Origin of the sequence: Roseovarius nanhaiticus (genome assembly GCF_900156535.1) — a bacterium.
Lineage (GTDB): Bacteria > Pseudomonadota > Alphaproteobacteria > Rhodobacterales > Rhodobacteraceae > Roseovarius > Roseovarius nanhaiticus.
The window spans coordinates 236,668-262,660 of the sequence record NZ_FTNV01000003.1 but is presented as its reverse complement, the minus strand read 5'-3'; the positions used below and the strand labels follow the sequence as shown (position 1 = coordinate 262,660).

Annotated in this window: 20 protein-coding genes; 6 read left to right on the top strand and 14 right to left on the bottom strand. The window is 66.0% G+C overall.

What is annotated here, in order from left to right; translation table 11 throughout:
- Positions 1-68 precede the first annotated feature (68 nt).
- From cueR to BW975_RS14365, 6 genes are all read right to left on the bottom strand, one after another.
- The gene (gene cueR, locus BW975_RS14390) at positions 69-455 is read right to left on the bottom strand and encodes a Cu(I)-responsive transcriptional regulator (protein WP_076535018.1); all 387 of its coding nucleotides are present in this window, start codon (positions 453-455) and stop codon (positions 69-71) included.
- A 12-nt stretch (positions 456-467) separates the two neighbouring features.
- Positions 468-2,966, bottom strand: a complete 2,499-nt coding sequence (locus BW975_RS14385) for a heavy metal translocating P-type ATPase (protein ID WP_076535017.1) — start codon at positions 2,964-2,966, stop codon at positions 468-470.
- 85 nt (positions 2,967-3,051) lie between these two features.
- Positions 3,052-3,828, bottom strand: coding sequence for a COG3904 family protein (locus BW975_RS14380; protein WP_076535016.1), 777 nt, complete (start codon positions 3,826-3,828; stop codon positions 3,052-3,054).
- Positions 3,825-5,129 carry a hypothetical protein gene (locus tag BW975_RS14375; protein WP_076535015.1) on the bottom strand — a complete coding sequence of 435 codons (1,305 nt, stop codon included), beginning with the start codon at positions 5,127-5,129 and terminating at the stop codon, positions 3,825-3,827. Before BW975_RS14375 ends, BW975_RS14380 begins: the two co-directional genes overlap by 4 nt.
- A gap of 66 nt (positions 5,130-5,195) precedes the next feature.
- Entirely contained in the window at positions 5,196-5,942 is a 747-nt protein-coding gene (locus BW975_RS14370; protein WP_076535014.1) for a maleate cis-trans isomerase family protein, read from the bottom strand.
- On the bottom strand, positions 5,939-7,039 hold the full coding sequence (locus BW975_RS14365) for an anhydro-N-acetylmuramic acid kinase (protein WP_076535013.1): 1,101 nt from the start codon (positions 7,037-7,039) through the stop codon (positions 5,939-5,941). Before BW975_RS14365 ends, BW975_RS14370 begins: the two co-directional genes overlap by 4 nt.
- Positions 7,040-7,102: 63 nt before the next feature.
- On the opposite strand from BW975_RS14365, the gene tyrS reads away from it, so the two are divergent.
- Positions 7,103-8,353: a tyrosine--tRNA ligase gene (gene tyrS / locus BW975_RS14360; RefSeq protein ID WP_076535012.1), complete on the top strand. Its 1,251-nt coding sequence runs from the start codon at positions 7,103-7,105 to the stop codon at positions 8,351-8,353.
- 72 nt (positions 8,354-8,425) lie between these two features.
- On the opposite strand, the gene aroB is transcribed toward tyrS, so the two are convergent.
- Positions 8,426-9,538 carry a 3-dehydroquinate synthase gene (aroB, locus tag BW975_RS14355; protein WP_076535011.1) on the bottom strand — a complete coding sequence of 371 codons (1,113 nt, stop codon included), beginning with the start codon at positions 9,536-9,538 and terminating at the stop codon, positions 8,426-8,428.
- Entirely contained in the window at positions 9,535-10,113 is a 579-nt protein-coding gene (locus BW975_RS14350; protein WP_076535010.1) for a shikimate kinase, read from the bottom strand. The genes aroB and BW975_RS14350 overlap by 4 nt, the downstream gene beginning before the upstream one ends.
- A 90-nt stretch (positions 10,114-10,203) precedes the next feature.
- Here BW975_RS14350 and BW975_RS18110 point away from each other — a divergent pair, with 90 nt between their 5' ends.
- From BW975_RS18110 to BW975_RS14335, 3 genes are read left to right on the top strand one after another with little or no spacing between them, the layout of a single operon-like run.
- Entirely contained in the window at positions 10,204-10,353 is a 150-nt protein-coding gene (locus BW975_RS18110; protein ID WP_170846589.1) for a hypothetical protein, read from the top strand.
- Positions 10,343-11,893 (top strand): hypothetical protein, encoded by a 1,551-nt coding sequence (locus BW975_RS14340; RefSeq protein ID WP_076535008.1) that lies wholly within the window; start codon positions 10,343-10,345, stop codon positions 11,891-11,893. The genes BW975_RS18110 and BW975_RS14340 overlap by 11 nt, the downstream gene beginning before the upstream one ends.
- Positions 11,890-12,840 (top strand): tyrosine recombinase, encoded by a 951-nt coding sequence (locus BW975_RS14335; RefSeq protein ID WP_076535007.1) that lies wholly within the window; start codon positions 11,890-11,892, stop codon positions 12,838-12,840. Before BW975_RS14340 ends, BW975_RS14335 begins: the two co-directional genes overlap by 4 nt.
- Positions 12,841-12,850: 10 nt before the next feature.
- Here BW975_RS14335 and BW975_RS14330 read toward each other — a convergent pair whose 3' ends face one another.
- Entirely contained in the window at positions 12,851-13,588 is a 738-nt protein-coding gene (locus BW975_RS14330; protein ID WP_076535006.1) for a leishmanolysin-related zinc metalloendopeptidase, read from the bottom strand.
- Between the two features lie 239 nt (positions 13,589-13,827).
- Between BW975_RS14330 and BW975_RS14325 the strand changes: the two genes are divergently transcribed.
- Positions 13,828-15,135 (top strand): HlyC/CorC family transporter, encoded by a 1,308-nt coding sequence (locus BW975_RS14325; protein WP_076535005.1) that lies wholly within the window; start codon positions 13,828-13,830, stop codon positions 15,133-15,135.
- Between the two features lie 15 nt (positions 15,136-15,150).
- On the opposite strand, the gene BW975_RS14320 is transcribed toward BW975_RS14325, so the two are convergent.
- From BW975_RS14320 to BW975_RS14310, 3 genes are all read right to left on the bottom strand, one after another.
- Positions 15,151-16,641: an inorganic phosphate transporter gene (locus BW975_RS14320; protein ID WP_076535004.1), complete on the bottom strand. Its 1,491-nt coding sequence runs from the start codon at positions 16,639-16,641 to the stop codon at positions 15,151-15,153.
- An 87-nt stretch (positions 16,642-16,728) separates the two neighbouring features.
- Positions 16,729-19,149 carry a GcvT family protein gene (locus BW975_RS14315; protein WP_076535003.1) on the bottom strand — a complete coding sequence of 807 codons (2,421 nt, stop codon included), beginning with the start codon at positions 19,147-19,149 and terminating at the stop codon, positions 16,729-16,731.
- A 101-nt stretch (positions 19,150-19,250) separates the two neighbouring features.
- Positions 19,251-20,588: a DUF2254 domain-containing protein gene (locus BW975_RS14310; protein ID WP_076535002.1), complete on the bottom strand. Its 1,338-nt coding sequence runs from the start codon at positions 20,586-20,588 to the stop codon at positions 19,251-19,253.
- Positions 20,589-20,788: 200 nt separating this feature from the next.
- Between BW975_RS14310 and BW975_RS14305 the strand changes: the two genes are divergently transcribed.
- Complete coding sequence (locus tag BW975_RS14305; RefSeq protein ID WP_076535001.1) at positions 20,789-23,191, top strand: GcvT family protein; 2,403 nt, start codon at positions 20,789-20,791, stop codon at positions 23,189-23,191.
- Positions 23,192-23,241: 50 nt separating this feature from the next.
- On the opposite strand, the gene BW975_RS14300 is transcribed toward BW975_RS14305, so the two are convergent.
- Together BW975_RS14300 and BW975_RS14295 are read right to left on the bottom strand one after the other, a co-directional pair.
- The gene (locus tag BW975_RS14300) at positions 23,242-24,606 is read right to left on the bottom strand and encodes a cytochrome P450 (protein ID WP_076535000.1); all 1,365 of its coding nucleotides are present in this window, start codon (positions 24,604-24,606) and stop codon (positions 23,242-23,244) included.
- Positions 24,603-25,925, bottom strand: coding sequence for a hypothetical protein (locus BW975_RS14295; RefSeq protein ID WP_076535257.1), 1,323 nt, complete (start codon positions 25,923-25,925; stop codon positions 24,603-24,605). The genes BW975_RS14300 and BW975_RS14295 overlap by 4 nt, the downstream gene beginning before the upstream one ends.
- Between the last annotated feature and the right edge of the window lie 68 nt (positions 25,926-25,993).

Below are 25,993 nucleotides of genomic sequence, written 5' to 3'. Positions count from 1 at the left end.
CGTGCGGCGGGTGCGGTCATGATCACGCGCGCTCTTCGCGCCGTTCAGCAAATGTGCAGCGCGCCGCGCTACTTGGACGCGAGATCGGCGAGGATCGGACAGTCAGGGCGGTGATCCCCCGCGCAAGCCTCGACCAAGGATGCCAAGGTAGCGCGCATCTGCGACAGCTCGGCGATCTTGGCGTCGATATGGCTCAGGTGCTCTTCGGCGATCTGCTTGACCTCGGCGCTTTCCCGGCCGCGATCCTCATAGAGCCGCATCAGACTGCGGCAATCCTCGATGCTGAAGCCAAGCGCGCGGGCGCGGCCCAGAAAGGCCAACTTGTGAACATCAGCCTCGCAAAAACTGCGATAGCCGTTGGCACTGCGCTGCGGTTTGATCAGGCCGATATCTTCGTAATAGCGGATGGTCTTGGGTGGCAGGCCAGCGCGGGCCGCAACGTCAGAGATGTTCATGGGCAAGCGTCCTTATTCTGCGGGCTGAGGGATGGCCGGCGCGGTCCTTGCCGCGCTCTCGGGCATCTGAGGCCTCATGCGGCGCAGGCGCAGCGCATTGCCCAGCACGAAGACCGAGCTCAGCGCCATCGCCCCCGCCGCCAACACCGGCGACAGCAAGAGACCGAATGCGGGATAGAGCACGCCCGCGGCCACCGGGATCAGCGCCACGTTATAGCCAAACGCCCAGAAAAGATTCTGCCGAATGTTGCGCATCGTGCGGGTCGAGACTGTTACCGCGTTGACCACGCCGCGCAGATCGCCGGACATGAGCACCACGTCGGCGGATTCGATCGCCACATCCGTGCCGGTGCCGATGGCGATACCGACATCCGCGTGGGCCAGCGCCGGCGCATCGTTGATACCGTCGCCGACGAAGGCGACCGGGCCGGCGGTGCGGAGCTTTTCCACCGCGGCGACCTTGCCCTCGGGCAGGACGTCGGCAATCACCTCGTCGATGCCGGTCTCGCGTGCAATGGCCTCTGCCGTTTCGCGCTGATCGCCCGTGATCATGGCAACGCGCAGGCCCAGGTCCCGCAACGCCCGGATCGCCGCCGCGCTGGAGGGTTTGACTGGATCGGCCACGGCAATCACCGCCGCAACCTGCCCGTCCACCGCAGCGTAAAGCGCCGTGCGGCCGCGTCCGGCGAGGTCCGCCACCGCGTCTGCCAAAGCGCCCGGATCCAGCCCCTCACGGGCCATCAGGCGGCCCGACCCGACCAGCACATCGCGCCCTGCCACCTGGGCACGCGCGCCATGGCCCGGAATTGCCTCAAAACTATGCGCGTCATGGCGCGGCGCGCCTTCGGCCTCGGCAGCGCGCAGGATGGCGTCGGCAATGGGATGCTCGGACTGCGCCTCGACCGCCGCAACAAGGCCCAGGATCTCGGCCCGGGTCCAGCCTGTCGCCAGCACCAAATCGGTCAAGGCGGGACGGCCCTCGGTCACCGTGCCCGTCTTGTCCAGCGCGACGGTTTTCGCACCCGACAGTTCCTGCAGCGCGCTGCCCTTGCGGAAAAGCACGCCCATCTCGGCAGCGGCGCCGGTGCCGACCATAATGGAGGTCGGCGTCGCCAGCCCCATCGCGCAGGGGCAGGCGATGATCAGGACCGACACGCCCGCAACCAGCGCATAAGGCAGCGCCGGGGCGGGGCCAAGCAACAGCCAGACCAGCACCGTCAGCACCGCCAGTGCCAAGATCGCCGGCACGAACCAGAGTGTGATACGGTCCACCAATCCCTGCACGGGCAGTTTGGCGCCCTGCGCCTCCTCGACCATGCGGATGATCTGCGCCAGCGCGGTATCTGCGCCGACACGCGTTGCGCGAAACTGGAAGCTGCCCGCGCCGTTGACCGTGCCGCCGATGACCGGATCGCCCACTGTCCGCGCCACGGGAAGCGGCTCGCCGGTGATCATGCTCTCGTCGATGCGGGCGCTGCCTTGGGTGATCTCGCCGTCAACCGCGATGCGCTCGCCCGGACGGACCAGCAGGATGGCGCCGGTGCCGATCTCCTCGATAGGCACGTCTTGCGCTTCGCCGTCGACCATCACGCGCGCGGTGCGCGCCTGCAGACCCAGAAGGCGCTGGATCGCGGCCCCGGTGCGGCCCTTGGCGCGCGCCTCCATCCAGCGGCCCAGCAGGATCAGAACAACGATCACCGCAGCCGCCTCGAAATAGACCGCGCGCGCGGCCTCGGGCAACAGGCCGGGCGCAAACAGCGCCACGAGCGAATAGAGATAGGCCGCCGAGGTGCCCAGCGCGACGAGGCTGTTCATGTCGGGCGCGCCGCGCACCAGTGCCGGGAACCCGCGCAGGTAAAACGCGCGCCCCGGTCCGACCAGAATGGCCGTGGTCAAGGCAAACTGGATCAACCAACTGGTGTGATGGCCGATGGTCTGACCGATCAGCGCGTGCATGCCAGGCACCACATGCGCCCCCATTTCCAGCAAGAAGACCGGCAGCGCCAGAAGAGCCGCCAGCGCCGCCTTGCGCGCCAGGCCGCGCGCCTCATCTGCCTTGCGCGCGCCGGCCTCCTCGGGCGGCGCCGCATCCGGCAGCGTGGCCGGATAGCCCGCCTCCTCCGCTGCGCGCAGCAGGTCAGAGACGCCCAGCGCACCCTCGGCGTAGGTCACGCTGGCCGTCTCGGTGGCCAGGTTCACGGACACGCCCATCACGCCCGGCACGGCGGCCAGCGCGCGCTCGACCCGCCCCACGCAGCTGCCACAGGACATATTTTCAATGGTGAGGCGCACGGATTGTTGCAGCGGCGGATAGCCTGCGTCCTTCAGCGCGGCGATCGCCGCGCCAGCCCGCTCAGGCCGGTCCAGCCGCATCTGCGCCCCTTCACTGGCCAGGTTTACGGAGACATCCGAAACGCCCTCAAGCGCATTCAAAGCACGCTCGACCCGGCCCACGCAGCCGCCGCAGGACATGTTCTGAACCTTGATCCGAAAAAGTGAGTCGCTCGCCATGATGTGCTCCTGCGCCTTCATATTTCAGGACATAGGGGTTCCACTGGCTGGAAGGTCAAGGGCAGGATGTGAAATCGGCGCCGCGCTAGTCCTCGGCGCCGCCCGTCACAAGACGATAGTCGCGCAATTCCTCGGGCAGAAGGACGTAGATATCATCCGGCCCAGTGGCGAGCGCGGGTCGCATGAGCCGGATGTCGACGCCCATACCGTCCAGATACTCCATCACGTCGCCCTGCCCGCGCTGGATATCCTCGACCGCGAGGAAGGCGGGCAAAACGGTATTCTTGCCAAAGTAATGCTGGTGCACGCCCACTTGCGCGCCTTCCCCGGCGCTGCGCGTGACGCCCGCGGCCAGCACATAGGGGCAGGCCGAAAAGCAGACGTCATCCGCCTCCACCTCGGTCGCCAGCTCTGCCGCGCGAATGGCGCGCCCGATTTCCAGCGCGTCGCGCACCGATCCGCCGGGGCTGCTCAGAACCACACGCTCCAGCCCCACCTCGGTCTCCAGCCGCTCGGCCAGACGCGCGTCATCGCCGGGCGCGATGGTGCCGGTGAGGCGCAGCGCGGCGCCCTCGCGCACGAACTCCAGGCGCGAGGGCATGTCGCCGGTGTTGCGATAGGGCCGCTCGGGCGCGCCGGGGGCACGCTCCGGCAGGGGCGTGTCGCGCGGCGCATAGCGGCGCGTCTGATCGCCGGGCGCGACGGGGCTGTCAAAACCGGGCGCGCTGGAGGGCCGCAACAGCTGCGGCAGCGCACCCAGCACGTCCGATCCGGCCAGCAGCGCTGCCATGCCCAGTTGCAGGCCCAGCACAGCGAAAAGCACGCGCCGCACGTCCCAGCCGCTTTTGGCGCGCGCACTCATGTCGGACTGGCGCCGTTGCCCTTGGCGGGCGCATCCGCCGGTGTCGGCCTTGGGACGGGCGGCACAGGGCGGCGGACCTCATCCATCTCGTGCAGCACCATCATCGCGGCGCGCAGTTCGGACAGGGTCAGCGTCTGCTCGATCCCGACACCCTCGCGCCCTGACCGGATGGCCGCTTGGGTCACCATCAGGATAAAGACGAGCACGGCGGGCAGCAGGTCAATCGCGATCGCGCCAGCCCAGGAGGGGGCGAAATTGCCCGCATAACGTATCACCGCATCGGCCGTGGAAATCGGCGTATAGGTGGTGTCGGCGGGGGCTGGCATGGCGATCACCGCATCCGCCGCACTGCGCAGCGTGGCGGCGCGCTGACCCAGCACCTCCAGCACCGAAGCGATCGTGCTTTGCTGCCCCTCGCGCGCGGCGCCGGTGCGCCCGTCCAGCTCGGGCAGGACCACGGAGGCCGCCAGATCCTGTGCCGCGCGTGACACCAAGGGCGCAACCGACAGCTGGCGCAGCTGGGTGATCAGGCCTGCAAGACGCACTGCCTCTTCCGAAAAATGCACCGAGCGCGGCTCGACCGGGCCCGGCTCGACAGTCAGCGCGCGCATGCGGCTGAGCGTCGCGTTGCCCTCGGCAAAGGCCGCCTCGACCAGCGGCTGCTGGCTGGCGATCTGCGCCTCGAGGCCGCGCAATTCGTCCGCCTTCTGGCTGAGCACGCGAAACACGGCGCCGCGCCCGGCAAGACCCGACAGATCCCCGCTCGCCTCCTGCGCGCTAAGATCCTCAAAGGATTGGCGCACGCGGGCCACGTCCCGCTCAAGGCCCTGCGCCGAGACGGCAATGCTGTTCGCCTGCTCCAATGACGCCTGATAGTCCTGCACCGTCTTGGCCAGATGCTGCTCGACCGCCGCCGATCCTGCCAACGCCGCGGCGTTCAGCCACGACGACATGGCAATGATGGCCAGCGAGCCGATGCCCATCGACACCAGGAGACCAATACGCGACGCCATGCTGCGCACAGAAGGCAAAAGCCGCATGAGATAGGACCAGAAGACGAAGATGCCGACCGACACGGCGATGGAATAGGACGCGGCCGCGAAAAAGCTGAGCGCGCCGTTATCGTCCAGCAGCGACGAGACGCCAAGATACGTGTAGATCCCTGAGGCCGTGGCCAGAACGCCCAAGGCCGCGCCAGTGATGGAGTCCAGCCATTTGACGTGGCCCTCCAGTTCGGCGGCATAACGCACGCCTTGCGCCTCGGCGCGGCTAATGCCAGGTTGCGATGCCTTGTCGCTCATGCGGAGCTCTCCTTGTTGGTGCCATGCCAATATGGGGCCGCCTGCAGGATTGGCAAAATGCGCTGACTAGACCGTGAAAAGCCGGCCCGGCCCCGCGGCGGCGATTTCGGCACTTGCGCCGTCAGCGGCCAGCACCTGCATATGCCATAGCAGCGCCTGATTGGATGTGATGACCGGCAGGCCCGTCTCAGCCTCGACGTCATCGATGATGGAGAAGGTCTGCAAATTCGTGCAACTGGCAAAAAGCGCCTCGACACCCGGTGTCTTGGCCGCCTCCAGCAGGGCCGCGCGGGTCGAGGCAGGATCAATGCGGGCCACTTTGCGATCATCCCCTTCGGCAAAACTGGCCTCATGCATTGTCTCGATCCCGTTCGCCGCAAGAAGCGCGCGCATCGGCGCCGTGACCGAAGGCACATAGGGCGTTAGCATAGCGATCCGGGCCGCGCCGACATGACCCAGGGCCGCGATCACAGCGCTGATCGGGTCGGTGACCCGTGTTTGGGGATGCACCGACTGCACCTGCGCCGCGACGCGCGCCTGCCCGATAACGGTGGCGCCCGAAGTGCAGGCATACCCGATCACATCCAGCCCCTCAGGCAAGAGCGCGGCGGCAACAGGCATCGCGGCGTCCATGGCGCCTAGACTGGCGGGCGTGATGTCGCGCGCCACGGGGATGCGCGCATGCAAGAGCTGGATCTCGCGGCCCGCCAGCAGCTGACGCGCCTCGAATTCCAGCGTCTCATCCGTGGCCAGCACGATCAGACCCAGCCGCGCACCGCCGCCACCGGCGCCGTTGTTCAGAACATATTTCATCCTGCCTCCGTCGGCTGGCTGAGCGTGCCGCCCGAGACGTTCGCGCGCACGCCCGTGGTCGCGGCGCAAGAGGTTGGCAGCCCGCGCGCCACTCGTACGGCCAGATAGCCAAAGGCTTGCGCCTCCAGCATATCGCCATCAAGGCCCACATTTTCGACTGGCGCCACCTCGCAATCGAGCGCGGCGCGCAGCATGTCCATCATCACCGGATTGTGACGCCCGCCACCACAAACCAGCAGGCGCGCTGGCGGTGTGGGGCAATGCTCCATCCCGCGCAGGACAGCAGCGGCGGACATCGCCGTCAGCGTTGCGGCGGCGTCGGCGTCCGACAGCTCGCCCACAAGGTCGATCATGTCGGCAAAGGCATCGCGGTCCAGCGATTTTGGCGGCATCTTGAGAAAATATGCCTCATCCAAGAAAAGCTCGAGCGCGCCTTCGGCCACGGTGCCGCTACGCGCCAGCCTGCCGCCTTCGTCATAGGGCAAATTGCGGCGGGCCATCATGAAATCATTGATCGGCGCATTGGCCGGGCCGGTATCGAAAGCGATCAGCGCGCCCGCATCCTCGGGGCGGCGCACCTTGGGATCGGTCCATGTCAGATTGCCCACACCGCCGAGGTTGAGAAAGGCGACGGGCGCGTCCGCGCCGATGTAGCGCGCGCAGGCATGGTGAAAGAAGGGCGCGAGCGGCGCGCCCTGCCCGCCAAGTCGCACGTCGGCGCTGCGAAAATCCCAGACGACCGGCAGGCCCAGCGCATCCGCCAGCGCCGCCCCATCGCCCAGTTGATGCGTGCCGCGCCCGCCCGGATCATGTGCCAGCGTCTGGCCGTGAAAGCCAACAAGGGCGGCGCTCATGCCGCTGAGCGCCTCGATATGCGCCTGCAGCACCACAGCCTCGGCCGAACCCAGATCGTCGCCGGGCCATCGGCCCAGTGCGGCGCTCAGCACGGCCTGCTCATCCTTGGTGTAAGCGCGATAACGGCTATCCCCGAAGCCAAAAATCGACTCGCCATCGGTCTCGACAAGCGCGGCATCGACGCCGTCCAGAGAGGTGCCCGACATGGCACCCAGCGCCCACATCCTTTCGGCCTTCAACATGGTCTTTTCCTTTGCCCGATGCGCACCTATACATGCCGCGCAAAGCAATCCGGGACAAGCGCCATGACCTACCATCCGAAATCCGAATTCCTGAACGTGATGGTCTCGCGCGGCTATCTGGCCGATTGCACGGACATGCAAGGTCTGGACGAGCGGTTGATGGCCGGCGTTACCCCCTGCTATATCGGCTATGACGCGACCGCAAAATCGCTGCATGTCGGGCACCTGCTGAACATCATGATGCTGCGCTGGCTGCAGAAATGCGGGCACCAGCCGATCACCCTGATGGGCGGCGGCACGACCAAGGTGGGCGATCCCAGCTTCCGCGCGGACGAGCGGCCCCTGCTGACGAATGAGGTGATCGACGAGAACATCAGCGGCATGCAGCAGGTGTTCGCGCAATACCTCAGCTATGGCGAGGGCAAGACCGACGCGATCATGGTCAACAATGCCGAATGGCTCGATGGCCTCAACTACCTCGAATTCCTGCGCGATATCGGGCGGCATTTCTCGGTCAACCGCATGCTGTCATTCGAGAGCGTCAAGTCGCGGCTCGACCGCGAGCAATCGCTGAGCTTTCTCGAATTCAACTACATGATCCTGCAAGCCTATGATTTCCTTGAACTGAACCGCCGTTACGGCTGCGCGTTGCAAATGGGCGGCTCGGACCAGTGGGGCAATATCGTCAACGGGATCGACCTGACACGCCGCGTGATCGAGGGGCATGTTTTCGGCCTGACCTCGCCGCTTCTGACCACGTCGGACGGCAAGAAGATGGGCAAATCCGAGGGCGGCGCCGTCTGGCTGAATGGCGAGATGTGCAGCCCCTACACGTTCTGGCAATTCTGGCGCAACACGACCGACGCCGATACCGGGCGCTTCCTCAAGCTATATACCGAGCTGCCGCTGGACGAATGCGAGCGTTTGGGTGCACTCGGCGGGTCAGAGATCAACGAAGCCAAAGTGATTTTGGCAAATGAAGTCACAGGCCTACTGCACGGAGTTGAAGCCGCGAAGACCGCCGAGGCGACAGCGCGCGAGGTCTTTGAGAAGGGCGGCGTCGGGGACGATCTGCCGACGCTGGTTCTGGAACCCGGTGAGGCAGCGGAGGGCGTGTCGATCGTGCAGCTCATCGTGCGCGCGGGGCTGGCCAAATCCGGCAAGGACGCCAAACGCCTGATCGCCGAGAGCGGCGCGCGCATGAACGACGCGCCTTTGGAGGATGCAGGACTGATGATCGGCGCGGCGGATCTCGCCCAGCCGATCAAGCTGAGCGCGGGCAAGAAACGCCATGCGCTGGTGAAACTGGGCTGATGATCCCCGGGCCCGGCGCCTGATTGGGGCGCCGGGATTTGAGTATTTTTGCCAAGATGAAACTTGGAGCGGTCAGCGAGCAGCGAGCGCGTCCTCAAGTACCGAAAGCACGGCGTCAGTCGGCACGTCGGAAGTGACAAAAGCTTCGCCGATGCCGCGCGCGAGAACGAAATGCAGGCGGCCTGCCTGCACCTTCTTGTCCTGCGCCATCAGGCTAAGGAGCGCTTGCGCGTCCGGCATTTTTCCTTCGATATCAGATAGATCGGCCTTCATCTTCATGCCGTTGAGATGCGCACGCACGCGGCTGGGCGTCTCTTGCGCGCAAAGGCCGAGGCGGGCCGACAGCTCGAACGCCAGAGCGCAGCCGATGGCAACACCTTCGCCATGCAGAAGCCGGCTGGAATAGCCCGTGGCCGCCTCGAGCGCGTGACAGAAGGTGTGACCGAGGTTCAAAAGCGCGCGGTCGCCCTGCTCGGTCTCATCACGCACGACGATATCGGCCTTCATCTGGACCGAGCGTGCAACGGCGTGGATGCGCGCCTCCATGTCGCCCGCGGCCATGGCGGGGGCGTGTTGCTCGAGCCAGTCGAAAAAGGCCGCGTCACCGAGCAGACCGTACTTTACGACCTCCCCGTAACCTGCCAGAAAGTCGCGCGAATTCAGCGTTGCCAGCAATTCAGTATCAGCCAGAACGAGGCTGGGCTGATGAAAGGCGCCGACGAGGTTCTTGCCCTTGGCCGAATTGATGCCCGTCTTGCCCCCGACCGAGCTGTCGACCTGCGCCAGAAGGCTGGTCGGGATCTGCACGAAACGCACGCCGCGCCTCAGGATTGCCGCCGCGAAACCCACCAGATCGCCGATGACGCCGCCGCCGAGGGCGATGACCACGTCGCCACGCTCGACCTGCGCCTCCAGCAGCCATTCGGTGACATGCTGCAGCTCGGCCCAGCATTTGGTGCCCTCGCCCGGCGGCAGCGCCAGCGAGGTCATCTCGATGCCCGCCTCGGCCAGCCCGGCGCGCAGCGCCTCCAGATGAAGCGCGCCCACCGCCTCGTCCGTCACCACCGCGACGCGCGGACGCTTGAGCATGGGCGCGATGAGCGCGCCCGAGCGGGCCACGAGGCCCGGTCCGACATGGACGTCATAGGCGCGCGCGCCGAGAGGGACGTGGATTTTATTGCTCATGGGGTCTCCAGGATTCCGGGGCGGCCGGCCAGCGCGTCGATCACGCGACTGGTCATCGTTTCGATGGTGTAGCCCGGCTGCGACGCCACCTCGATATCGGCTCGCGCATATATCGGTGTGCGGGCGGCGTAGATCTCTTGCAGCGTGGCGTAGGGATCGGGTGTGCGCAGCAATGGGCGCGTGTCCTTGTTTTTGACCCGGCTCCAGAGCAGCGCGAGATCGGCGTTCAGCCAGACCGAAACGCCCTTGGCCGAAATCATCTCGCGGTTTTGCGCCTGTAGGAAAGCGCCGCCACCGGTGCTGAGTATGCAGGGCGGGCCGGAGATGAGGCGGCGGATGACCTCGGTCTCGCGGGCGCGAAAGAACGCCTCGCCGTCCCGCTCGAAAATCTCGGCGATGGTCATCGCGGCGGCGGCCTCGATCTCGGCGTCCGAGTCCCGAAAGGGCACGCCCAGCCGCGCCGCCAACGCCTTGCCCACGGCGGTCTTGCCGGCGCCCATCATGCCGACCAGCACGACCGTCCGCTTCAACTCTGCCGGCGTCTTGCCTGCCACTGTCGGCACTCCCCCGCCCATCGGTTGCAATCGGGCATTGAATGACGTGATCTTGGGGCAAAGGCCAGTTATAAGTTGGTCAAAACGGATCGCACCGCAGGCAGGCATATCGTGTTCAGACTTATCAAGTGGTTGTTTTACCTTGCCATTATCGGCTTCATTGCCTTGGTGGGCTATGCCTATATCGGTCCGTTTTTCGGCGCCGATTTCACGCCTGCCGCCAATGAGATTCGCCAGGATATAGAGCTGGATGCGCAGTAGAGCCGGATGCGCGGCCGCAATCACGCTGGCGCTGATGCCCGGCGCCTTGACCGCGCAAGAAACGCAGCGACCCCTTTCCGCTATCGAATGGCTCGACCGGGCGGACGGTCCATTGAGCGCGCTGCCGGGGCTCGGTGCGCGCGCGGCCATCAGCGAGCCGCCGGTCGCCGGTGCCGTCAGTATTCCGGATATCGAGACCACCGCCCTCGCCGCGGCCACCAGCGGCGCGGTGGGGTTGCTGCCAACCTCCGTGACCGGCCTTCCGGCCAGTCTTTGGGCGCAGAGCGATGCGGCGGATCTGGCCGCTCTCTGGCGCCGTGCGGGCGCCGAGCCGCCGCCCGCCATCGCCGCGCTTTATCACACGCTTTTGCTGGCCGAGGCCGAGCCGCCCCATGGCGCCGAGGGGGCTTACTTGCGCACGCGGGTTCAGATGCTGCGCCAGTTCGGCGCGGTCGAGCCGGCGCGCGAATTGCTGGCCCGCGCCGGCCCCGAGGCGCCTGGCCTCTTCTCCGCCTGGTTCGATCTGGCGCTATTGTCAGGCGCCGAGACCGAGGCCTGCACCGCGCTGCAAAGCGCGCCCGGCCTTCTAAACGATGATGCGGCCCGCATCTATTGCGCGGCGCTGACCGGCGATTGGCCAACGGCTGCGCTGCTTTATGATACGGGCGCGGCCCTTGGCACGCTGCGCGGGACCGAAGCGCGCCTGTTGGAGTATTTCCTCGACCCCGAACTGGCCGAAGAGTCAGAGCCGCCCATCCCGAGCGCCAGCCCCTCGCCGTTGGAATTCCGCCTCTTCGAAGCGATCGGCGCCGCGCTGCCGACGCGCAGCCTGCCGCTCGCTTTTGCCATGGCGGATCTGCGCGGCACGGTTGGCTGGAAGGCCGAGATCGAGGCAGCCGAGCGCCTGACCCGCGCAGGCGCGCTCGCTCCGGGGCGGCTTCTTGGACTCTACACGCGGCAAAAGCCGTCGGCTTCGGGCGGGGTCTGGGACCGGGCGCGCGCGATTCAGGATCTGGACGCCGCGCTGACGCGCAGAGATAGCGATGCCGCGGGCAAGGCCCTGCGCACCGCGTGGCGTCTGATGCAGGACGGGGGGCTGGAGATGGTCTTTGCCCAGCTTTTCGCCGGTCGGCTGGACACCAGCGCACTGCCAGAGGCCCTGAACGATTTGACGTTTCGTCTGGCGCTTCAGACGCCCGATTACGAGGCGGCGGCGGCCCGCGCGCCGGACACGCGCGCCGCCCGGCTGCTGGCCGGGCTCGCCAAGGGGCGGCCCGATCCCGCGCTTGCCGACAGCCCCACTGAAACAATGATCGCCGAAGCCTTCGCCGCTGCGCCCAGCCGGGCGCCGGACCATGCCGCGCTGATCGATGCCGGCCGCCTCGGCGAGGCGATCCTCTCCGCCGCACTGCAGTTTGACCGCGCCGACGGCGATCCGGGCGAGATGGCCAGCGCGCTTGGCACGCTGCGGGCCGTCGGCCTTGAGGATACGGCACGCCGCGCTGCGCTGCAGGCGCTGATCCTCGGCCAGACCTCGTGAGCGGTGCGGCAGGGTGGTGCGCCGCCTTTCTGGAGGCACAGGCCGCCGAACAGGGCGCCGCGCGCAACACGATCGACGCCTACGCGCGCGATCTGGAGGATTTTTCGGCTTGGCTGACCCATGCCGGACTGGGCGCCGATACCGCGCAGCAGGCGGACATCGAACGCTATCTGGTCGGCCTCGAGGCGCAGGGTCTGGCCAAATCCACCCGTGCGCGGCGCCTGTCGGCGATCAAGCAGCTCTACCGTTTCGCCTTTGAGGACCGGCTGCGCGCCGATAATCCCGCAATGCGCATCAAGGGGCCGGGCCGGGGCGCGCGCCTGCCCAAGACGTTGAGCGAGGAAGAGGTGGACCGCCTCTTGGAGGCGGCACGCAGCACCGGGCGCAGCGCACGCGACCGCTGCCGCAACACCTGCCTGATGGAGTTGCTTTATGCCACCGGCATGCGGGTGAGCGAGGTGGTCTCGCTGCCCGTCGCGGCGGCGCGGGGCAATCCCCAGATGCTGATGATCCGCGGCAAGGGCGGCAAGGAACGGATGGTGCCGCTATCGCCCCCCGCCCGCACGGCGCTGGAGGCGTGGCTGGCGATGCTGGACGCGCAGGCCGAGCTCGACCGGGCCAAAGGCCAAGCGCCTTCGCCCTATCTCTTTGCCTCGTCAGGTGCATCGGGACACCTGACGCGCCATCGCTTTTATGCGCTGATCAAGGAATTGGCCGTTGCCGCCGGTATAAGCCCTGCCAAGGTCACGCCCCACACGCTGCGCCATGCCTTTGCGACCCATCTGCTGGCAAACGGGGCCGATTTGATGGCGATACAGGCGCTCTTGGGCCACGCGGATGTCGCGACGACCGAGATCTACACCCATGTGCTGGATGCGCGCTTGCAGGCACTTGTGCACGACCATCATCCGCTCTCGGACGCGGCGCAAGGTAAGTCCGACAAGTAGAGGTGGCCCGCTACCGCAAAACCACTGGCTCGGTGCGCCCCATCCGGCACAGATCGCAGCGGCGAACCGCCTCGGTCACGCCCTTGAGCGCCAGTTCGCGGAAATTCGGCAACGCGTAAGGATCGGCGCGTCCGAGATCGACCTCGTATCCCAGATCGGCAAATGAGGCGATCGACATCGCACTGAGCGGGCGATCGCTGCCCGAGAGGAAGCCGGTCAGGAGCTCGTCACCGAAGACCAGCTCGCGCCAATGGCCCTCGCGGGTGCCGACCCCGCCGGTATTTGCCAGCGGCACGCCCTGTCCGCCCGCGGGATCGAGCCGCGCGAATTCGCCCGCGGCGGCGGGCCCGGTAAAGCGCGGATCGACGCTGCCTGCGCCCGCAATCAGCCCCTTGCGCGCCCAAAGCGTGCCAAAGCCCAGCACATGCGCCATCTCGTGCAGGATTACATCCTCGAAACTGCCCGCTTCCTCCAGCGCCAGCACATCGGCGCGGTCGAATTCCATCACGCCCAGCAACGGCAGTTCTGATTCGGGACGCAGGATCGTCGGCCCGGCCTGCCCCAGCACGCCTTGGGGGCCGTCGATATCGGTGATCGCAGCGTCGATGCGAACGCCCGTCAGGGTGCCGCCCTCGAACGTGATCGGCGCAAAGCCGGTCTCGATGACCGCATCCCAACGCGCTGCCGCACGGGCAAAGACGGCGCGGCGGGTATCGGTGAAATTGCCTGAAAACGTGAGGGAAATCATGGTGCGCCTGCGTTTTGGCCTCAAACCTGACGGAACCTTAGCGCATGCGTTGCCTTGCCGCATAGCCGCACCGCACCGCTCGGCGCGGTTCTGCCAAACGCGGTAGCTGTCGCAGGCGCCCGCTTGCCGCTCGAATGCAGATCTGTCGCAGCGCGATCGGCCCGGCTTGCGCCATGATGTCTTGAAGACAGGCGCCACGCACCCCATAACCCATGTGGCAAAAGGGAACGCAATTACCAATGGATCAGGCCAACATGACTTTAGACGCCGCCTTCTGGATCACCTCGGCGGCGATCCTGGCATTGCTGGTCCTGTCCGGCATGTTCTCGGGCAGCGAGACCGCCCTCACCGCCGCCTCGCGCGGCAAATTGCGCGCCCGCGCCGACAAGGGCGACAAGGGGGCCGAGCGCGCGCTGGTCATCACAGAGGATAACGAGCGGCTGATCGGCAGTGTCCTTTTGGGGAACAACCTGGTCAATATTCTGGCCACATCACTGGCCACCGCGCTTTTTACGCGCCTCTTCGGAGAGTCGGGCGTGGCATTGGCGACCTTGATGATGACCCTGCTGGTTCTGATCTTTGCCGAGGTGCTGCCCAAGACCTACGCCATCACCAACGCCGAGGTCGCGGCCAGCCGCGTCGCGCCCGCGATCACCATCGTCATCCGGCTGTTCTCACCCATCGTTTCGGCCGTGCGCGCCCTTGTGCGGCTGATCCTGCGCGCCATCGGGGTAAAGACCGATCCTGACGGTCAGATCCTGGCCGTGCGCGAAGAAATCGCCGGCGCGCTTTATCTGGGCCATTCCGAGGGCGTGGTCGAGAAGGAAGACCGCGACCGCATCCTGGGCGCGCTCGATCTGGGCGAGCGGGCGGTCGAGGAGATCATGCGCCACCGCAGCCAGATCGAGATGATCGACGCGGGGCTCGAGCCGACCGCGATCCTGGATCAATGCCTGAAATCGCCCCATACCCGCCTGCCCGTCTATAGCGGCGATCCCGACAACATCATCGGCATCGTGCATGCCAAGGACCTGCTGCGTGCGATGCATAAGCTGGCGCTTGGCGAGGGTGGTGGCCCCGATGCGTGGCGCGCTTTCGACATCACCTCAGTCGCGATGAAGCCCTATTTCGTGCCCGAAACCACGACGCTCGATGATCAGATGCGCCAGTTCCTGCGCATGCGCACGCATTTCGCGCTGGTGGTCGACGAATACGGCTCGCTGCAGGGCTTGATCACGCTCGAAGACATCCTCGAAGAGATCGTGGGCGAGATCACGGACGAGTTCGACGCTGACGCCGAGCACCCCATCAAGCGCGGCGAGGATGGTCAGTATCTGGTCGATGGCGCAATGACGATTCGCGATCTGAACCGGGCCACGGACTGGTCCCTGCCCGATGATGCTGCGAACACCATCGCGGGCCTCGTCATCCACGAAGCACAGATGATCCCCAAGGTGAACCAGGTGTTCAACTTCCACGGCTTCCGTTTTGAAGTGCTGGCGCGCAAAGCCAACCGCATCACGCGGCTTAAGATCGGCAAGGTCTGAGGCGCGGGCCCCTGACTAGCCCAGCCCGGCACTCATCAGCCAGAAAATGCAGCCCGACAGGGTCGCCGCTGCGGGCACGGTGATCACCCAGGCCGCGAGGATCGTCATGAAATGCGAGCGTCGCACCAGCTTGCGGCGGCGCCGCTCCTCCGGGCCGAAGCTGACGCGTTCGGGCATGTCGAGCCGCGCGCGGCGCATCCGCCGCTCGGCGTCCCACTCGCGAAAGAACCCGACGCCAAAGACGCCGCCCACTGCGATATGGGTCGAGCTGACCGGCAGGCCCAGCCAGCTGGCCACGATCACCGTGATTGCCGCCGACAACGCAACGCAATAGGCGCGCATCGGGTTCAGCTTGGTGATCTGGCTGCCGACCATGCGGATCAGCTTGGGGCCAAAGAGGAAGAGGCCAAAGGAAATGCCGAAGGCGCCAATCACCATCACCCAGAATGGCAGGCTGACCGCATCGGTGAAACTGCCCGATTGCGAGGCCTGCACGATGGCTGCCAGCGGACCAACCGCATTGGCCACGTCATTGGCACCATGCGCAAAGCTGAGCAAAGCCGCCGAGGCCACCAGAGGAATGCCGAATAGCACCTTGAGCGACTTGTTGCGATTCTCGAGGCCGCGCGACTGGCGCCGCGTCACCGGGATCATGATCAGCCAGATCGGCACGCCGATGCTTGCCCCGATCAACAAAGCCAGCGGCAGCGACACGTCCAAGACCTGTTTCAGCCCCTTGAGGGCAAGGTAGGTCGCAAAGGCGCCGGCCATGATGCCGACAAGGATGGGCACCCAGACACGCGCCGCCGCGATCTTGTCGTCGCGGTAGATAATGCGCGACTTGATCAGCCACAGAAATCCGGCGGCTACGGCGCCACCCATCACGGGCGAAATTACCCAGCTGGCGGCGATGGCGCCCATAGTGGGCCAGTTGACGGCGGCAAAGCCAGCCGCCGCAATGCCCGCGCCCATGACGCCACCAACGACAGAATGCGTGGTCGATACGGGCGCACCGATCCATGTGGCGAGGTTGACCCAAAGCGCCGCCGACAAAAGCGCCGCCATCATGGCCCAGATGAAGATCGACGTGGTGCCGATGCTTTCGGGCGCGATGATGCCCTTGGCGATGGTCGAGACCACATCGCCCCCGGCCAGGAGCGCGCCCGCACTTTCGAAGACGATGGCAATGGCGATGGCGCCGCCCATGGTCAGCGCATTGGCGCCCACCGCCGGCCCCATGTTGTTGGCCACATCATTGGCGCCGATATTCAGCGCCATATAGGCACCGAGGCAGGTGGCAACGACCACGATCGCCGCATTGCTCGTCTGACCGAAGAACAGCATCGCCGTAATCCCAGCGATCAAAATAAAGACCAACGCGATGCCTGGGCCCACCATGGGGCGAGAGACATAGCTGGTCGCGATCTCGAGGTTCGAGTATCGCGCCAGATCGCGGTCCAGCGTATCTAGATGGCGCGCGTCGCCCTGTTCGTCGTTCATCGTCATCACCCCCTTGGCTGGCCGCGACGAGTAGCGCCAGACGGCCGGTGATGGCAACCCGTCGATGTCATGTCAGTGCGGAAAAGCGGCGGATCAGCCGCGCAGGCGCGCGCCTTCGGGGTCAAAGGGCGGCTTGGGCAGGATCACGGCACGGTGCGGGCGGCCCAGCAGCATGACCTCGACCGTATCACCGGACGCCGCGCCTTTCACGTAACCCAATGCAAGGCTCATCCCCACCGAATAGCCGTAGCTGCCCGACGTGACGCGCCCGATGCCGACGCCCTCCCTGAAGATCGGCTCGCCTCCCGTGGCATCGGCGTTCGACGCGGCGGTGTCCTCTTCGGATATGTGCAGCAGTACCAGCGTCTCGCGCGCATCCTTTGCAAGGTTCGCGGCGGCGGGAGTCTTGTGCAGGAAATCCTTGTCCATCTTGCAAAGCCCTGCCAGCCCTACCTCTTGCGGCCAATACTCGGGGCTGTATTCGCGCCCCCAGCTGCCATAACCCTTTTCAATGCGAAGGCTCATCAACGCGCGGCTGCCGACGGGCCCGGCGCCGATGCTGCGGCCCGCTTCCAGCAGCGCGGTATAGAGCTGCACCTGATCGCCCTCGGCGCAGTGAAGCTCCCAGCCCAGATCGCCGGTAAAGCTGACGCGCAGCGCAAGGCAGCGCACGCCGCCCAGCTCGATCCATTGCGAGCGCATGAAGGGGAAATCGGCGGTCTGCAGCGAGGTATCCGTCAGCCCCTGCAACATCTCGCGCGATTTGGGACCGGCGACGTTGAACCCGCACATCGCGTCGGTCCGGCTCTCGAATGTCGTGCCTTCGGGCAGAGGCACCATATCGAAAAAGCGTTTGTGATAGCGTTCAGCCATGCCCGAACCGATGATCCAGAATTCATCGTTCCCGGTGCGGGTCACGGTGAAATCACCCGCGATCCCACCCCGCACGGATATGAGCGGCGTCAGGCAGGACCGGCCCACCGCCTTTGGCATCCGGTTGGCGAAAACCGCGTTCAGCCAATCCTCGGTCCCCGGCCCCGCGCAGCGGTACTTGGCGAAATTCGAGATATCGATGATGCCCGCATGTTCGCGCAGCATGCGGCACTCGGCGCCGACGGGCGCCCACCAGTTCTGACGGGTGAAACCCTTGGTCTCTTCTGTATCAGGGGTATCGGCGAACCACAGCGGATGCTCCCAGCCGTAGTTGAGGCCCATCACGGCCCCCATGCCCTTTTGCACCTCATAGGCGGGCCGCACGCGGCAGGGCCGGCCCGCGCTGCGCTCCTCGTAGGGAAAGTGGATCGCAAAGCGGTTGGCGTATTGGTCGCGCACCTTGGCCTTGGTAAAGGCCTTGTCGGCCCAATCGTCAAAGCGCGCCATGTCCCAGGCGAACATGTCGTAGCGCATCTCGCCTTCGACGATCCAATCGGCCACCATCAGGCCCATGCCTGCCGATTGACTGAAGCCTGGAATGATCCCGTTGCAGCAGAAATAACCTTTCTTTTCCGGCACAGGTCCAAGGATCACGTTGGCATCGGGCGACCAGATCATCGGGCCATTGATCACCCGCTTGATCCCCGCCTCGCCCACAGCGGGCACGCGGTCGATCGCGCGCATCATGTTGTCCTCGATCCGGTCCAGATCATCGGCAAAAAGTTCATGCGCGAAGTCGAGCGGCGTGCCCTCCTCGGCCCAGAAACGCATGTCCTTCTCGTAAGCGCCGATCAACAGGCCCTTGCCCTCCTGGCGCAGATAATACTCGCCGTCCCGGTCGGCCACCGACGGCAGGCGGCGGTCCAGCGCGGCGATCTGGGCAATCGTCTCGGTCACGAAATACTGGTGCTCGGTCGGTTGCAGCGGCAGGGTGATCCCGGCCAGCGCCGCCACTTCGCGCCCCCAGAGCCCGGCGGCATTGATGACCCATGGCGTCTGAATAGTGCCCTTCGGCGTCTCGACGATCCAGGTGCCATCCGGCTGCTGCACGGTTGCCGTCACGGGGGTGAAGCGGTGGATTTCGGCCCCCGCCGCCCGCGCGCCCGACGCATAGGCCGCCGTCACGCCCGAGGGGTCCACGTTGCCGCCATCCGGCTCCCACATGATGCAGCGGATGCCGTCAAAATTGACCAGCGGATGCAGGCGCTCGGCCTCGGCGCGGTCAATTTCATAAAAATTCATGCCGTATAGCTTGGCCTTGGCCGCCTGCAGGCGCAGCTGATGCTCTCGCGCCTCGGTCTGGGCCAGATAGAGCGAGCCGGGCTGAAACACGCCGCAGCTCTGGCCCGTCTCGGCTTCGAGCCGGTTGTAGAGCGTCATGGTGTAATGCTGCAGGCGGCTGATATTGGCGCTGTCGTGCAGACCGTGGATGTTAGCGGCGGCATGCCACGTCGATCCGCTGGTCAGCTCGTCCCGCTCGAGCAGCACGGTATCGGTCCAGCCCAGCTTGGTCAGGTGATAGAGGATCGAGCATCCGATGACGCCCCCGCCGATGACGACGGCCTGTGCGTGGGTTTTCATGGACGCGGCTCCTGACGTTGCGATTCGCGCCCAACTTGGACCGCATGAGGATGGGCCGGTTGCCCGACCGCGACGATAAGTGTCGCGGTGAGGCAAGGCTGTCAGGTTTCGGTAACACGCATCCTCAAACGCTCGCCCACGCTTTGCAGCAGACGTTCGCGGTCCGGCTCGAAGTCCATAGACTGCAGGGCGCGGCGCAGTGCAGTCTCGGCGAAATCAAATGCGGCGTTGCGCAGCCCTTCGTCCGGATGACGCATGAGGCCCGCCAATGTGGCCTGTAGACGGTGTTGCACCTCGTATAGCTGCGCACCATCGCGCGTGAGAGTGCCGAACCCGTCATCCAGAAGCTCGCCCGGCGCGAGCGGCGGCACCCAAAGCCGGTCCAGATCGGGCCCCTCGCCTTCCTTGTCCGGGTCCGCCTCACCATCCACATGGGCTTCGCGGCGCGTATCTATGCCCGAGTAACTCGACAAGATGCGCCCGACGCGCGTAATCACGTCAATCGCCGTGCCCGGATCGTTGATCCCGGGCGACAGCGCCTTCGACGCGATCTCGCCCATGACGACAAGGCCGAAGCGCGGATCCTGATCGTAATCGCGCAGATCCTCCACATTGACATGGCCAAGCACGAGCGAGCGAAATTCCTCGCGATCCTCCTCGGCCACGTCGCCGACGACCCACGCCAGCGGCTCGTGCAGGAAGACGAAATAACCGATGGGGCGTGGCAGGTAGATCTTGACCTCATAGCGCTCGGCCACCGCATTCAGGCCTTCGGGATAGATGTGCTGGATATATCCGCTTTGATCCGACTCGATGGGGCGCGCGGCCTCGGGCACGTCCCCGGTCAGCGGATTGGCCCCAAGGCAGGGCGTGCGCAGGCGTTCCTGAAACCGCTCCTTGGTGATGCCCTCGACCTGCCGCGTGGTGTGCAGAAGGCTGCCGAAGGTTTGCAGGTGCAAAACCCAGCGGATCAGCGACCAGACCACGAAGGCCAGGACCATCACCGTCAGCCAGAACAGGACCAGCGCGTGATCGTCGCCGAACACATCCATCTCGCGCAGGATGATCGCCACAAGCGCGTAGACATAGGCGCCGATGAACGCGGCCAGCGTCTTTTGCGTGACCGCATCCTTCATGATCAGGCGGTGGACGCGCGGCGTCCATTGCGAGGCCGAGCTGCGATAGACCGAAACCATCACCGTCATCGCAAAGATCGTGACCGAGAGCATTGCGCTGGCGATGATATCCAGCAGCCGGTCCGCCGACGCGCCGGTCATGCTGGACGAGATATCCTCGGGGATGAAAAGCTCGATCACCTGCGTGACGCCCAGCGACAGGAGCGACAAAAGGCCCATCGCCAGCACGCGGACCCAGAGTTTTTGGGCATAGGCCTGGGCCTTGCGCCAGAGCGTCGCGGGGATCAGCAGGATATTGTTCATGTAGTCCAATACCCCGCGCGCCGCGTGGGTTCCAGCCTTTGTGCATCCTGCCTCGCGCCCTGACCGGCTCCAATTGTGCGGCGCGCATCATCCGATCACGACAGATCGTGTCGCAAGCGTGCATGCGCCACGCTCCGCCGGGCGCGCATTCTCGCACGAACAGGCTGCCACGGCCCGACGCTCAGCGAGAGGACAGAGTGATGAAATCCACAGCACAGGCCGTCATCATCGGAGGCGGCGTCGTCGGATGCAGCGTCCTTTATCACCTGACCAAGCTCGGCTGGTCCGATGTCATGCTGATCGAGCGCTCCGAGCTGACGTCAGGCTCCACCTGGCATGCGGCGGGCGGGTTTCACACGCTGAACGGCGATACCAACATGGCCGCGCTGCAGGGCTACACGATCCGTCTCTACAAGGAGCTGGAGGAGATTACGGGCATGTCCTGCGGCCTGCATCATGTGGGCGGCGTAACGCTGGCCGACAATCGCGACCGTTTCGACATGCTGGTGGCCGAGCGGGCCAAGCACCGCTACATGGGCCTCGACACCCATATCGTCACGCCCGAAGAGATTGCGCAGATCGCGCCGGTCACGAATATCGAGGGCATCATTGGTGGGCTTTACGATCCGCTCGACGGGCATCTGGACCCCTCGGGCACCACCCACGCCTATGCCAAGGCCGCGCGGCTGGGCGGCGCCACGATCGAAACGCATTGCATGGTCCGCGAGACGCGACAGCGCCCCGATGGCACGTGGGACGTCGTTACCGACAAGGGAACGGTGCATACCCAGCATCTGGTGAACGCGGGCGGCCTCTGGGCCCGCGAGGTGGGCGCGATGGCGGGCGTCTATCTGCCGCTGCACCCGATGGAGCACCAGTATATCGTGACGGACGACGTGCCCGAAATCGCCCAGCGCGACACCGAGCATCCGCATGTGATGGACCCCGCCGGCGAGAGCTATCTGAGGCAGGAGGGACGCGGCCTCTGCATCGGCTTCTACGAGCAGCCCTGCAAGCCCTGGGCCGTGGATGGCACGCCCTGGGATTTCGGGCATGAGCTGCTGCCGGATAATCTCGACAAGATCGAGGACAGCATCGAATTCGCCTATCGCCGCTTTCCCGCGCTTGGCCGAGCGGGCGTCAAATCAGTCATTCACGGCCCCTTCACCTTTGCCCCCGATGGCAATCCGCTGGTCGGCCCGGTGCCGGGCCTGCGCGGCTACTGGTCCGCCTGCGGCGTGATGGCGGGCTTTTCACAGGGCGGCGGCGTTGGCCTGATGCTGGCGCAGTGGATGGTAGAGGGCGAATGCGAGCGGGACGTGCGCGCCATGGATGTGGCGCGCTTCGGCGATTGGATCACGCCCGGCTATACCCGCCCCAAGGTGATCGAGAATTACCAGAAGCGGTTTTCGGTCAGCTACCTGAACGAGGAGCTGCCCGCTGCCCGCCCCTGCCGCACCACGCCCATGTATGACGTATTGAGCGCCGAGGGCGCCGTCTGGGGCGCGCAATATGGCCTGGAGGTTGCCAATTACTTCGCAACCGCCAATGAGCCACGTTACGAGACGCCCAGCTTCCGCCGCTCGAATGCCTTTGACGCCACTGCGCGCGAAGTCGCCGCCGTGCGCGGCGCCGTCGGCATCAACGAGGTGCAGAATTTCGGCAAATACTTGGTGACGGGTCCGACTGCGCGCGCATGGCTGAATCGCATCATGGCGGGCCGCATCCCCGCGCCCGGTCGGATGAGCCTGACACCGATGCTGTCGCCCAAAGGGCGGCTCTTGGGCGATTTCACCGTCTCTTGCCTCTCGGACGAGGCGTTCCAACTGACCGCATCTTACGGCGCGCAGGCCATGCATATGCGCTGGTTCCAGATGCACGAAGAGGCGGGCGTGCATCTGGAAAATGTCAGCGACCGGCTGACCGGCTTTCAGATCGCGGGGCCAAGCGCGCGCGATGTGCTGCTGGCCTGCGGCGGCGAGGATTTGGCGCAAATGCGTTTCATGGATCTGCGCCACGCCACCATCGGCATGGCGGACTGCCTGATCCAGCGGGTCAGCTACACCGGCGATCTGGGCTACGAGATCTATTGCGATCCGATGGCGCAGCGCGGCCTTTGGCACACGCTGACCGAGGCCGGCGCGCCGCATGGCATGCGCCCCTTCGGGATGCGCGCGATGATGTCCCTGCGGCTCGACAAATTCTTCGGCTCTTGGGGCGCCGAATTTTCGCCGGATTACACGCCGGGCGAGACCGGCATGGACCGCTTCATCGCCTGGTCGAAAGACGCGGATTTCATCGGACGCGGCGCGGCGGAGGCCGAGAAGGCAAAGGGCGCGCCGCGCCAACTGGTCGCCTACGATGTCGCGGCCACGGATGCCGACGCGCATGGCTACGAGCCAATCTGGCTGGATGGCGAGGTGCAAGGCTTTGTCACTTCGGGCGGCTATTCGCATCACGCGGGCAAATCCATCGCGCTGGGGCTGATCCCGCGCGGGCGCGAAGGCGCCACGGCGCAGATCGAAATCCTGGGCCGGATGTGCGACGCGATGCTACTGACCGCGCCGCTTTTCGACACGGATGGCGCGAGGATGCGGGGCTGAAAAGCCTCCCCAAGGCTTTTGCCAAGATCGTTCAAACGATCTTGGGCCGCTCAGCGCGGCGTGATCTTCAGCCAGATCCCGTCCTTGCCGCGCACCGTCAGATGCGCGACGGGCATCGCGGGGCGTTCTGTGACTGGCTCGAACCGGTAGGCGCGCACCAGCATGGCCAGCAAAAGCACACCTTCGATCATGGCAAAGCCTGCGCCGGGGCAGACGCGCTGCCCTGCCGAGAAGGGGATGAACGCCTCGCGCAGGCATTTGCGCCCCTCGTCGGTGCCATAGCGTTCGGGCTGAAAGGCGTCGGGGGCGTCCCAGATCCGCTCGTGCCGGTGCAGATGCCACGGGCTGAGGACGATCTGACTTCCCTGCGCAATGTCGCGGCCCCGGAACTCTTCGAGGCAGCGCGCCTCGCGCACCATCATTGGGACAGGCGGATAGAGGCGCAGCGTCTCGCGAAAGACGTCGCGGGTGAGGGCCAGCCTGGACATATGCGAGAATTCGGGCGCGCCATCGCCGAAGGCCGCCTCGGCCTCGGCAGCCAGTTTCTCCTGCCACTCGGGGTATAGCGCCAGCAGGTAGAGCGCCCAGCCAAGTGCCGAGGCGCTCGTCTCGTGCCCGGCCAAGAAGAAGATGGCGACCTGATCGACCATCTCCTCGGTGTCAAAGCGCTGGCCCGTCTGCGGGTCTGCCGTCGTCATGATCTTGGTCGCCAGATCCTCGGGCGCCGTGCCCGCCTCGATGGAGCCCATGCGCTCGGCCGTCAGCTGCCGGATGAGGCCCCGGATCACCTGAGCCGTCGCGCGCGTGGCGCGGTTACGCGGGCGCGGCATCCATTTGGGCAACGGTATGAGCGCGGCCAGGTTGACCACCGGCTGCGTGCGCTGGTGCGCACGAAACGCGTCAAAGACGCGGGCCGCGACCTCGTTCTCGATCGGGATGGAAAACAGCGTGCGGAATATGACGTCGGCGGCCACATGGCTTGCCTCGCCCTCGATATCGCGCGGGGCGCCATCGGCCAGCGGGGCGAGACGGCGCACCGCGCTCTCTCCGGCCTCCAGCATCGCCGGAAACACATGGCGCAGGCGCCCGCCTTCGAAGGCCGGGTCGATGATGCGGCGCTGGCGTTTCCAGACCTCCCCGTTGGTGACGAAAACCGAATTGCCGAGCAAGGGCGTCAGCCCCTCGCGCACGCGGTTCGACTTCGGGAAATCATCGGGCCGGCCCTTCAGCACCAGCGCGACGAGGTCGGGCTGATTGCACAGGTACGAGCGGAAAAAGGGCGTGCGGAATTCGGCCATCCAGGCACGGTAGAGCCGCGCAGGCTGGGCCGAGAGGATGTCGGCCCGAAAGAGCTTGAGATAGCGCCAGAGCGACACCCGGTTTGGCCGCGCGGGAGGTTTCGGAGGCAGGCTCACGCAGCTGCATCCGCCGATTGGGACGTGTATTTGTTGACCGGCGCCTCGATCCGGCTGGCCGAGGGCGCGCGGCCCGCATAGCGCGCGCCGAGGGTCTGCGGACCCGCCGTGATGCGGAAATAGTCGTAGTCGCCCGGCCTGTCGAAGGCGCAGAGATACTGGAAATGCAGGCGGAAGAACTTCCACCGCAATTCGCGCCAGCGCATCGGGCTGAGCGTCTGGGTAAAGGCCGCCGAGATCACCAGGGGCCAGCGGCGGCGCGGCGGCGCGACGCCCGAGACCGCGACCGGATCGCAAAGCGCAAAGGCGCAGCCGTCGCCGGGCGCGGTTACATCGACCCATGTCAGCGCGCGCGACGCGCTGAGATAGGCCAGATCGGCGCGCAGCCGGTGCGCGCCGGGCAGGAACGACACCATCGGCACCACCTGCCCCAGCGACAGGAACGACAGGGCCGGGCCATCGCCCGGCACCCTGCCCTCGCGGATCAGGTCGGCCAGGATGGACACGCCCAGATGTGCACCCGAGGAATGGCCGACCACCAGAACCTCATCCACATCGCTGGCGAGGGCGGCGGCGATCTCGTCCCCGAACTCGGCCATGCGCGCCTCAAGCGGGGGCGGATTGGCCCCGCCATGGCGCGCCGAATAGGCGAAGTCATGCATGAGGTAATAGGCGTAGAACTTGCCATCCTTGCGCTTGAACCAGCTGAGGATGGCCCAGGCGATCACCGCCATCGCGCCATAGTGAACGAGGCCGCCCAGCATCAGGCGCACATCCAGCGCCGCACCCTCGGTACCGAACGGGATCTGCGATGCCGCGAGCGCCAGCCCCTCGCCCGCCCAATGGCCAAGGAGCAACGCGATGCCGAGTTGCAAAAGCAGGAATCCCACCGGATAGAGCGCGGCGATCACCGGCCCCTTGCGCAGCCGCATCAGCCGCCAGAGCGCGCCACTGCCGATATAGGCCCAGGCGGTGCGGACCAGCTGCAGATAGGTGGCGGGGATCGTATGGCTCATCGAGGCGCGCACGATGTCGGACCAGACCAGCACGTCGATCTCGGCGCGGGCCGTCTCGCCCTCCATTTCGCCCATCGCGCTCCAGCCGTAGCGCCCGCCGGGGTCGGCCTTGCGCGCGGTCAGCTGCATTTCATAGCCCGAAATGACGGCCTGCGCGGCGCCTTCCTTGCGATAAAGCTCGCGGTAGCGGCGCGGGTGGATCGGATCGTAGCCAGGGATGTAGAACACATGGCGGCGCGCGACGCGCCGGGGCGCGCCGGTTTTCGGCCCGACCGGGGCCACCCTGTCATGCGTGTCAGTCATCCGCGTCATGCCACCGAAGGTCCAGCTTGGCCATGTTGGGCGTCATGCTAGGCCATGATCGGGGCAAG

Bases quoted from the DNA above. Each gene is read 5' to 3' on its own strand.
- cueR (WP_076535018.1), bottom strand. From the start codon at position 455: ATGAACATCTCTGACGTTGCGGCCCGCGCTGGCCTGCCACCCAAGACC.
- BW975_RS14385 (WP_076535017.1), bottom strand. From the start codon at position 2,966: ATGGCGAGCGACTCACTTTTTCGGATCAAGGTTCAGAACATGTCCTGC.
- BW975_RS14380 (WP_076535016.1), bottom strand. From the start codon at position 3,828: ATGAGTGCGCGCGCCAAAAGCGGCTGGGACGTGCGGCGCGTGCTTTTC.
- BW975_RS14375 (WP_076535015.1), bottom strand. From the start codon at position 5,129: ATGAGCGACAAGGCATCGCAACCTGGCATTAGCCGCGCCGAGGCGCAA.
- BW975_RS14370 (WP_076535014.1), bottom strand. From the start codon at position 5,942: ATGAAATATGTTCTGAACAACGGCGCCGGTGGCGGCGGTGCGCGGCTG.
- BW975_RS14365 (WP_076535013.1), bottom strand. From the start codon at position 7,039: ATGTTGAAGGCCGAAAGGATGTGGGCGCTGGGTGCCATGTCGGGCACC.
- tyrS (WP_076535012.1), top strand. From the start codon at position 7,103: ATGACCTACCATCCGAAATCCGAATTCCTGAACGTGATGGTCTCGCGC.
- aroB (WP_076535011.1), bottom strand. From the start codon at position 9,538: ATGAGCAATAAAATCCACGTCCCTCTCGGCGCGCGCGCCTATGACGTC.
- BW975_RS14350 (WP_076535010.1), bottom strand. From the start codon at position 10,113: ATGGGCGGGGGAGTGCCGACAGTGGCAGGCAAGACGCCGGCAGAGTTG.
- BW975_RS14340 (WP_076535008.1), top strand. From the start codon at position 10,343: ATGCGCAGTAGAGCCGGATGCGCGGCCGCAATCACGCTGGCGCTGATG.
- BW975_RS14330 (WP_076535006.1), bottom strand. From the start codon at position 13,588: ATGATTTCCCTCACGTTTTCAGGCAATTTCACCGATACCCGCCGCGCC.
- BW975_RS14325 (WP_076535005.1), top strand. From the start codon at position 13,828: ATGGATCAGGCCAACATGACTTTAGACGCCGCCTTCTGGATCACCTCG.
- BW975_RS14320 (WP_076535004.1), bottom strand. From the start codon at position 16,641: ATGACGATGAACGACGAACAGGGCGACGCGCGCCATCTAGATACGCTG.
- BW975_RS14315 (WP_076535003.1), bottom strand. From the start codon at position 19,149: ATGAAAACCCACGCACAGGCCGTCGTCATCGGCGGGGGCGTCATCGGA.
- BW975_RS14310 (WP_076535002.1), bottom strand. From the start codon at position 20,588: ATGAACAATATCCTGCTGATCCCCGCGACGCTCTGGCGCAAGGCCCAG.
- BW975_RS14305 (WP_076535001.1), top strand. From the start codon at position 20,789: ATGAAATCCACAGCACAGGCCGTCATCATCGGAGGCGGCGTCGTCGGA.
- BW975_RS14295 (WP_076535257.1), bottom strand. From the start codon at position 25,925: ATGACTGACACGCATGACAGGGTGGCCCCGGTCGGGCCGAAAACCGGC.